Genomic DNA, 9,662 nt, shown 5'->3' on the forward strand with positions numbered 1-9,662 from the left:
TAATATACAAAGTTACAAAAATAGTGTTGACAAAAAAGCAAACGTATAGTACCATATGTCTATAGTGAATATGAAAAAGGTTTGCGGATTGTTACTTTTAGGGAGGCAAAACCCAAATCAAATTTAGGTAGACGCGTATACTTAGGTTTGATTTGGGTTTTTCTATTTCATAAGTATAGGCCTACTGCTTTCGTTTTACAATTTATTCACTTAATAACATAGTTGTTATAAAATTGGAAAACATATAAGAATAACAATAATGGGAGGACGCGAATATGAATAAATATGATGGATTAGCAAGAATCATTATTCAAAATGTAGGTGGTAAGTCAAATATTATTAGTCTAACTCACTGTATCACCAGACTTCGTTTTAAATTAAAAGATGAGAGTAAAGCAAATACAGATATATTAAAAAACACAGAAGGTATTGTAACCGTAGTTCAAAGTGGTGGACAATATCAGGTAGTAATAGGAAATCACGTGCCAGATGTTTATAAGACGGTTTGTGAAGTAGGACATATTCAAAATACATCTTCTAGTGATGTGGAAGAGGAAGAAGATGACAATCAAAACTTATTAAATAAGTTTATCGCTATTATTTCAGCAGTATTTACTCCGTTCCTTGGAGTTCTAGGAGCGGCTGGTATGATAAAAGGTTTTAATGCTTTATTTGTGGCAATTGGATTATATCCTAATACAAGTGGTACGTATATGGTATTACAGGCAACTGGCGATGCGTTCTTTTACTTTTTACCTATTGTATTAGGTTATACAGCTTCTAAGAAGTTCAAGGTAAATGAATTTGTAGGTATGGCAATTGGTATGGCAATGCTTTACCCAGATTTAGCAGCCAAAATGTCTGGTGAATCGATAATGACCTTGTTTGCAGGAGTACCTATTGTAGAGTCATCAGTGTTTATTACATTTTTAAAAATTCCTGTAATTTTAATGAACTACTCTTCAACAGTTGTTCCAATTATCTTGGCAGTAGCACTAGCAGCAAAGGTTGAAAAGTTCTTTAAGAAAATGATACCTGATGTAGTTAAATTATTCTTAGTTCCATTTTTTACTTTGCTTATTTCCGTACCGCTAACATTAATTATTGTTGGTCCAATCGCAACTTGGTTGTCAAACTTAATTGGTGCAGGATTAAGTGCATTAATCGCAGTTAGCCCTATCTTAGCAGGACTTATCTTAGGTGCATTGTGGCAGGTATTTGTAATTTTTGGTTTACATTGGGGCGTTGTTCCAATTGCATTAAATAATATGATGACATTAGGTTATGATACTGTTTTATCAGGTGTATTTGCAGCATCCTTTGCACAAACAGCAGTTATCATTGCAATCTTTATAAAGACAAAAGATAAAAAATTGAAATCATTAGCAATTCCAGCAATTGTATCAGGTTTCTTTGGTGTAACAGAACCAGCTATCTATGGTATTTCCTTACCTAAGAAGAAGCCGTTTGTTATCAGTTGTATTGGTGCCGCAATTGGTGGTGCTATTGCAGGATTAACAAATCTTACAGGATACACACTAGGCGGTTTAGGAATCTTTGGTTTTACTGGTTATATTAATATAAGTAACGGAGATACAACCGGCGTATTATATGCGGCAATTTCAGCACTTGTAGCAATGGTAGTTTCATTTATACTTACAATGGTAACTTATCGTGATGAAGAGAAAGCTAGTCAGAATAAAGTGACAACAACTTCTCAAAACAAAGTAACAAGTATTGCATCTCCTGTAACTGGAGAAGTAATGGATTTAAGCAAAATAGAAGATGATGCATTTGCAAGTGGTGCCTTAGGAAAAGGTGTGGCGATTGTGCCGACAGATGGAAAAATCGTTGCTCCATGCGATGGAGAAATATCTACATTTTTCCCAACAGGACATGCATTTGGAATTGTATCAGACACAGGTGCAGAAGTACTAGTTCATATTGGACTTGATACTGTAAAATTAAATGGAAAATATTTTAATGTAAAAGCAAAACAAGGTGATAAAGTAAAAAAAGGACAGCTACTTCTTGAAGTTGATTTAAATGGAATTCAAAGTGAAGGTTATTCTATTCATACACCAATCATTATTACAAATTCCAATGATTATGTAGACGTAGTTTATGATATCAATAAAAAAGTAAGCAGCGGTGAAGATTTAATTCAATTACTGTAAAAATATGAGTGTCCGTTTTACGGGCACTCTATTCAATCTAAGAATTAGATGTGACTTTAAAAACACAAGAAAGTAATACAAAAACGAGAAAGGATGGGTTAATCAATGAGTGTAAAAAAATTTCCAGAAGGATTTTTATGGGGAGGGGCAACAGCGGCAAATCAATGCGAAGGTGCTTATCTAGAAGGCGGAAGAGGTCTTGCTAATGTAGATGTAATTCCAGCGGGAAAAGATCGTTTTCCTGTAGCGTTAGGACAGCTTAAAATGTTAGAATGCGATAATGAGCATTACTATCCTGGTCATGAAGCAATTGATATGTATCATCATTATAAAGAAGACATTGCGCTATTTGCAGAAATGGGATTTAAGTGTTATCGATTATCAATTGCGTGGTCAAGAATTTTCCCTAATGGAGATGACAAGAGTCCAAATGAAGAAGGATTGCAGTTTTATGATAATCTATTTGATGAATGTTTAAAATATGGAATTGAGCCATTGGTAACCATTTGTCATTTCGATGTTCCAATGAATTTAATCAAAACCATTGGTTCATGGAAAAGTCGCAAAATGATTGATCACTATGTAAGATATTGTGAGACCATATTTACTCGCTATCAAAACAAAGTAAAATACTGGTTGACTTTTAATGAGATAAATATGTTGTTGCACCTTCCATTTATGGGAGCTGGTATTTTGTTTGAAGAGGGAGAAAATCAGGAAGAAGTAAAATATCAGGCAGCTCATCATGAGTTGGTAGCAAGTGCCTTGGCTACTAAAATTGGACATGAAATCAATCCAGAATTTAAAATTGGCTGTATGCTTGCAGCTGGCAATACTTATGCCAATACTTGCGCACCAGAAGATGTATGGAAATCCATACAAAAAGATAGAGAAAATTATTTCTTTATTGATGTACAATCAAGAGGGGAATATCCAAACTATGCCAAGAAAATGTTTGAGAAAAATGGATTAAATATTAAAATGGAAAAAGAGGACGAAGAGATTCTTAAGAAATATACGGTTGATTTTATTTCATTTTCTTATTATTCTTCAAGACTAACCAGTGCCGATCCACAAGTAAATAGCCAGACAGAAGGAAATGTGTTTGCTACCTTGAGAAATCCTTATCTAAAGGCAAGTGAATGGGGATGGCAAATTGATCCACTTGGCCTAAGAATTACGATGAACTCTTTGTATGACAGATATCAAAAGCCGTTATTTATTGTAGAAAACGGACTAGGAGCTGTGGATATCCCAGATGAAGAAGGGAAAATTAATGATGCATATCGCATTGAGTATCTAAAAGCTCACATTAAAGCCATGAAAGATGCAGTAAATGAAGATGGAGTAGAATTAATGGGATATACGCCATGGGGATGTATAGACTTAGTAAGTGCAAGCACAGGTGAGATGAAAAAACGATACGGATTTATCTATGTAGATAAAGATAATGAAGGCAATGGAAGCCTGAAACGTTCAAAGAAAGCCTCCTTTGATTGGTATAAAAAAGTAATTGAATCAAACGGAGAATGTTTGTAATATAAAAATGAGAGCTCAGTCGATTTTATTGACTGAGCTTTGCTACATCTAAATAGATTTAAGACAGTTTTATTTTATACGTTTTAAATGGAAAGTATTCCAATCAATGATAATAATACTCCTATAGTCATGCCAATGTAGTATTTTCATAAATACCTCCTTATTCAAATATTTCTCCAATTAAACGATCTAGCATAAATTCAAAAACTTCAAAATGATAATGTCTTGACAAAGAATCGTGCATTTAGAGTGGAAAAATCAAGAAAATAAGAGTATTATAAATGTAATTACAATTTCAGGGGATGATAACATGGATAAAATTTTAAAAAGTACAAAAGCAAGCTTTATTTTAACTACAATTTTAAGTATAAGTTTTGGAATCGTACTATTAATTGAACCAAAGATAACTACAACGGCAATTAGCTATGCACTCGGCGTGATTTTAATGATTTGTGCTATTTTTCATGTAGGTCTATATTTTAAAATGAAAAACAAACATAGCCTAGCTGTATTAAATATTTTGGTATCGATAATAACTGGAGTGATTGGAATATGTATAATAAGTAATCCCTCTAGTGTCACGAACATAATACCTTTTATTTTAGGACTCCTGCTCATGATTGGGGGAATACTTAATATTAAGCTGGCCATCGAATTAAAAAGTAAATATTATAAGTACTGGTGGATTGCCATGCTTCTAGGAGTTATGAATTTTGCTTTATCAATACTTATCTTTTACAACCCATTCAAAACAACAGAAGCGTTTTCAATAATAAGTGGAGTGAGTTTTCTATACAATGGAATTGCAACTGTTTGGATCCTATCTAGATTGATAAAAGCTTCCAAAGAAATAAAAGAGTCATTGAACACAATAAATAATGCATATATTGATGAAAAGCTGTAAAAAAAATATTGCAAATATTTCACAGTGTGCTACTATATATATAACAGATAAAATAATAAATTACTGAAGAAGGTGATATCGTTGTTTATTGAAATTGATTTTAATAGTGAAGAAGCACTATATATTCAACTTAGAAACCAGATTATAATAGGAATCGCAACTTCGAGAATTCAAGAAGGAGAGACATTACCTTCTGTTCGACAGTTAGCAGATAATATAGGAATAAACATGCATACTGTAAACAAAGCATACTCGGTATTAAAGCAAGAGGGATTTATAACCCTAGACCGACGAAATGGAGCAATTATAGCATTAAGTTGTGACAAAATTAAGGCACTGGATGAAATGAAGAAAGAATTAACTGTGCTGTTAGCAAAAGGATGTTGTAAGAACATTAGGCGCAATGAAGTGCATGATTTAATAGATGAAATATTTGACGAATATAATTAAGTGGAGGGCATAATATGCAAGATAAATATACACAAAAAGCCAAGAATGCGCTGGATTTAGCAAAAAGAACTGCAAAACAGTTAAAACATGGATATATAGGAACAGAACATATCTTAGTAGGATTATTAAAGGAAAGCACAGGTGTAGCTGCGCAGGTATTATACAACAGTAATATAGAAGAAGATTCATTACTTGATCTCATCGAACAACTTATTGCTCCATCTGTTGATAATACTGTGATCTTAGAAAAAGAAGGGTATACGCCAAGGGCAATTAAAGTATTGGAAAATAGTGAAAAAGAAGCAAAAAGATTTCGTTCTGAAAAGGTAGGTACCGAGCATATACTGATAGCTATTGTTAAGGAAACAGATAGTGTAGCAGCTAGACTACTCACAACCCTTGGCGCCAATATGCAAAAAATATATGTAGAGATCCTTGTTGCAATGGGTGAGGATGGAAGCCTTTATAAAGAAGAGTTTCAAAACGGAAAGCCAATCAAGAAAAAAAGTAAATTAGAAACACCTACTTTAAATCAATATAGTAGAGATTTGACTGAGTTAGCAAGAAGTGGTCAATTAGACCCTGTTATAGGCAGAGAAAAAGAAATAGCAAGAGTTGTTCAAATTCTTAGCAGAAGAGGAAAGAATAACCCATGTTTAATTGGTGAGCCAGGTGTTGGTAAAACTGCAATTGCAGAAGGCCTTGCTTCACGCATGATAGCAGGAACCTTGCCAGATAGTGTAAAAGATAAAAGATTAGTAACCCTTGATTTATCTGGAGTTGTAGCTGGCTCAAAATATCGTGGTGAATTCGAAGAACGTATCAAAAAGATATTATCAGAAGTAAAAGAAGCAGGAAATATACTTTTGTTTATTGATGAAATTCATACAATAATTGGAGCAGGGGGAGCAGAAGGAGCAATTGATGCATCCAATATATTAAAACCTTCTCTTGCACGAGGTGAAATACAATTAATCGGTGCTACTACAATCGAAGAATATAGAAAATATGTCGAAAAAGATGCGGCATTAGAAAGAAGATTCCAGCCAGTTATGGTGGATGAACCTTCTATAGAAGAGACCATTGAAATATTAAAAGGGCTACGTTTAGAGTATGAGAACCACCATAATGTGGAAATTACAGATGAGGGTATTGAAGCAGCAGTTAAAATGTCTGACCGATATATCAACGATCGCTTTTTACCTGACAAGGCAATTGATATCATTGATGAAGCATCATCCAAACTTCGATTAAGTGGAGCAAAAATTCCTGATAGCTTAGGAGAAATTGAAGAGCATGTTAAAGAATTGGAAGAATTCAAAGAAGAGTTAATCAAATCTGGAGATTTTGAAAAAGCCGCTGAAATTAGTGAAAAGCAAAAAGCAGAGAAATTAAAGCTTGATAAAATGAAGGGAAAACTATCAAAAAGTTTACGTGACAAGCGATTGGTTGTAGGTGAAAATGAAGTTGCGGGAATTGTATCAGACTGGACCAAAATACCAGTTAAAAAATTAGCTGAAGAAGAAACAGAACGCTTAAGAAGATTAGAAACCCTACTTCATAAAAGAGTAATTGGACAGGAAGATGCAGTAAGTGCAGTTGCAAGAGCGATTAAAAGAGGAAGAGTAGGATTAAAAGACCCGAATAGACCGATTGGATCGTTTTTATTCTTAGGACCTACTGGTGTGGGTAAAACAGAATTATCAAAGGCACTTGCAGAAGCGTTGTTTGGAGACGAGCAATCAATGATACGAGTAGATATGTCAGAGTATATGGAAAAACATAGTGTTTCCAAAATGATTGGTTCTCCTCCAGGATACGTAGGTTATGATGAAGGAGGACAATTAAGCGAAAAAGTCAGAAGAAATCCTTATTCGGTAATTCTTTTTGATGAGGTAGAAAAGGCACATCCAGATGTTTTTAATGTATTGCTACAAGTATTAGATGATGGACATATTACTGATTCACAAGGTAGAAAAGTTAGCTTTAAAAATGCAGTTATTATCATGACCTCTAATATAGGAGCTAGAGCCATCATATCACCAAAGAAACTTGGTTTTGGAACGATTGATGATGACAAGAAAAATTATGAAGCCATGAAAAATAACGTAATGGATGAAGTAAAGCAGACCTTTAAACCAGAGTTTTTAAATCGTATCGATGAAACAATTGTGTTCCATTCACTGAGTAAAGAGCATGTGAAAAAGGTAGTAACAATTATGTTAAAGAGCTTGGTAAATCGATGCAAGAGCCAGATGAATCTTGATCTTGTAGTGAGAGATTCTGTTAAGAAGTTTATAGCAGAAAGTGGATATGATGAAAAGTACGGTGCAAGACCTTTAAGACGTGCAATTCAAAATAATATAGAAGATAAACTAGCAGAAGAAATATTAAAAGGAACGATAAAAAATGGAGATACGGTAGCTGTTGGTATGAAAAATAAACAAGTCGAATTTTCTGTGAACGAGTAAGAAACATCTAGCAAAAAATGAGGATTTATTATATAATAGAGATTAGATTGAAAGAATGATTCAGTCATAACCAATAGAAAAATTTCTGTTGCCATAATAGGAGGGCTATAAGATGGCGGTAATAAAAGAGCTGATACGCAGTGAAGTTGATGGAACTATTAGTTTTGGAGATTATACATTAGATAAAAAAGCTAAACTTCAAGACTTTGAACATCAGGGTGATTTATATAAGGTAAAAACTTATCATGAAATTACTAAGTTGGAACGTAATGGAATGTTTGTTTATGAGTCCGTTCCAGGAACTGCAGTTAACCATATGAATGTAACTGAGTCAGGAGTTCAATTTTATGTTGAAGGGGCAGAAGATGCTCAGATAACAGTAGAGTTAGCAGAAGATACAGAATATAAGATATTTATTGATGATACCAATGTTGGAAAGATGAAAACCAATCTAAGTGGTAAGCTAGCGTTAAGTGTTGAGCTTAGTAAGGATGACCAGTCACACGTTAAGATTATTAAATTATAAAGACAAGCATAACTATTATATGGAACAAGAATAAGAGTGTTACAGAATGACTCAAAAGTCTAACTGTAACATTCTTTTCTATAGAATAGAAAAATACTTAACAACTCTATTCTATAAAAAAGTTACGCTGCCAAAGAAGTATATAAAGGAAGAATAAGGAGAAGGATGATATGGCGAAGGGGAAAAATAGTGTTTTTTTCTGTCAAAATTGTGGATATGAATCAAGTAAATGGATGGGGCAATGTCCAGCTTGTAAGGAATGGAACTCTTTTGTTGAAGAAACAGTATCAAAAAGCACGAATGGAAAGATAAAAAAAATTGAATATACCGAACCTTCAAAGATATCTGAAATTGAGACCAACGAAGAAGAAAGAATAAAAACAGGTATGCAAGAACTAGATCGAGTACTAGGGGGAGGAATTGTACAGGGTTCATTAGTGTTAGTTGGAGGCGACCCTGGAATCGGAAAATCTACTTTATTACTTCAGGTTTGTCAAACGCTAACAACGCAAGAAAAAAAAGTGCTTTATATTTCAGGAGAAGAATCACTTAAGCAGATTAAGATGCGAGCGTTAAGAATTGGTCAGTTTACAAATGATCTTCTTATTCTATGTGAAACAAATTTAGACTTAGCAAGTGAGGCAATAAAAAAGTTAAAACCCCAGGTTGTTGTAATTGATTCCATTCAAACCATGTACAATGAAGCTATATCTGCCGCACCAGGAAGTGTGTCGCAAGTAAGGGAGTCTACATCTTTATTAATGCAGTTAGCTAAAGGAAATGGAATTTCTATCTTTATTGTAGGGCATGTTACAAAAGAAGGAGTAGTAGCAGGACCTAGAGTACTTGAACATATGGTCGATACCGTATTATATTTTGAAGGAGATAGACATGCCTCATATCGAATTCTTAGAGGAGTAAAAAATAGATTTGGTTCTACCAATGAAATTGGCGTTTTCGAAATGGCAGAAAAGGGATTAATAGAAGTTACAAATCCTTCGGAATATATGCTAGAGGGAAGACCAGAGAATGCTTCTGGATCAGTGGTTGCATGTTCAATGGAAGGAACAAGACCAATATTAATGGAAATTCAAGCTCTGGTTTGCCAAACTAATTTTGGATTGCCAAGAAGAACGGCAGTTGGAACTGATTTTAATAGAGTGAACTTGTTAATGGCTGTCTTAGAAAAAAGATTTGGATTACAGCTATCATCTTGCGATGCCTATGTTAACATTGCAGGAGGAATTAAGATAAATGAACCTGCTATTGATTTGGCAATTGTAATGGCTATTGTGTCAAGTTATCAAGATAAAGTGATACCTGAAAAGACGATTGTATTTGGGGAAGTAGGCTTAAGCGGCGAAGTTCGTTCTGTAAGTATGGCTGAACAAAGAGTTCTAGAAGCTAAGAAGCTAGGGTTTACTAGGTGTATTATTCCTAAGGTATCCTCACAAAACCTAAAAGAGATCAAAGGGATTGAAATTATAGGAGTCGGAAATCTTAGAGATGCGATTCATGCAATATAAGATACATGTTTTTTGGATAATGTGGAGTGCCATTAAAACGTCATTTAGTGAAAGTTAAATTGACACACA

7 protein-coding genes are annotated in these 9,662 nt (G+C 34.0%); all 7 read left to right on the forward strand.

Annotated elements, in window-relative coordinates; translation table 11 throughout:
* The first annotated feature begins 275 nt into the window (after positions 1–275).
* Positions 276–2,177 carry a beta-glucoside-specific PTS transporter subunit IIABC gene (locus tag F7O84_RS00745; protein WP_151140748.1) on the forward strand — a complete coding sequence of 634 codons (1,902 nt, stop codon included), beginning with the start codon at positions 276–278 and terminating at the stop codon, positions 2,175–2,177.
* A gap of 105 nt (positions 2,178–2,282) precedes the next feature.
* Positions 2,283–3,716, forward strand: a complete 1,434-nt coding sequence (locus tag F7O84_RS00750) for a 6-phospho-beta-glucosidase (protein ID WP_151140750.1) — start codon at positions 2,283–2,285, stop codon at positions 3,714–3,716.
* A gap of 310 nt (positions 3,717–4,026) precedes the next feature.
* Complete coding sequence (locus tag F7O84_RS00755; protein WP_151140751.1) at positions 4,027–4,620, forward strand: HdeD family acid-resistance protein; 594 nt, start codon at positions 4,027–4,029, stop codon at positions 4,618–4,620.
* 81 nt (positions 4,621–4,701) lie between these two features.
* Positions 4,702–5,070, forward strand: coding sequence for a GntR family transcriptional regulator (locus tag F7O84_RS00760; protein WP_151140755.1), 369 nt, complete (start codon positions 4,702–4,704; stop codon positions 5,068–5,070).
* A 14-nt stretch (positions 5,071–5,084) separates the two neighbouring features.
* Positions 5,085–7,541, forward strand: a complete 2,457-nt coding sequence (locus tag F7O84_RS00765) for an ATP-dependent Clp protease ATP-binding subunit (protein WP_151140757.1) — start codon at positions 5,085–5,087, stop codon at positions 7,539–7,541.
* Between the two features lie 112 nt (positions 7,542–7,653).
* Positions 7,654–8,067, forward strand: coding sequence for an endosialidase (locus tag F7O84_RS00770; protein WP_151140760.1), 414 nt, complete (start codon positions 7,654–7,656; stop codon positions 8,065–8,067).
* Positions 8,068–8,237: 170 nt separating this feature from the next.
* The gene (gene radA, locus F7O84_RS00775; RefSeq protein ID WP_151140763.1) at positions 8,238–9,593 is read left to right on the forward strand and encodes a DNA repair protein RadA; all 1,356 of its coding nucleotides are present in this window, start codon (positions 8,238–8,240) and stop codon (positions 9,591–9,593) included.
* Positions 9,594–9,662 lie beyond the last annotated feature (69 nt).

Source organism: Candidatus Galacturonatibacter soehngenii (genome assembly GCF_008830185.1).
GTDB lineage: Bacteria > Bacillota > Clostridia > Lachnospirales > Lachnospiraceae > Lachnotalea > Lachnotalea soehngenii.

What these genes read in the sequence shown, in the direction of transcription:
- F7O84_RS00745 (WP_151140748.1), top strand. Translation starts at nt 276, where the DNA reads ATGAATAAATATGATGGATTAGCAAGAATCATTATTCAAAATGTAGGT.
- F7O84_RS00750 (WP_151140750.1), top strand. Translation starts at nt 2,283, where the DNA reads ATGAGTGTAAAAAAATTTCCAGAAGGATTTTTATGGGGAGGGGCAACA.
- F7O84_RS00755 (WP_151140751.1), top strand. Translation starts at nt 4,027, where the DNA reads ATGGATAAAATTTTAAAAAGTACAAAAGCAAGCTTTATTTTAACTACA.
- F7O84_RS00765 (WP_151140757.1), top strand. Translation starts at nt 5,085, where the DNA reads ATGCAAGATAAATATACACAAAAAGCCAAGAATGCGCTGGATTTAGCA.
- F7O84_RS00770 (WP_151140760.1), top strand. Translation starts at nt 7,654, where the DNA reads ATGGCGGTAATAAAAGAGCTGATACGCAGTGAAGTTGATGGAACTATT.
- radA (WP_151140763.1), top strand. Translation starts at nt 8,238, where the DNA reads ATGGCGAAGGGGAAAAATAGTGTTTTTTTCTGTCAAAATTGTGGATAT.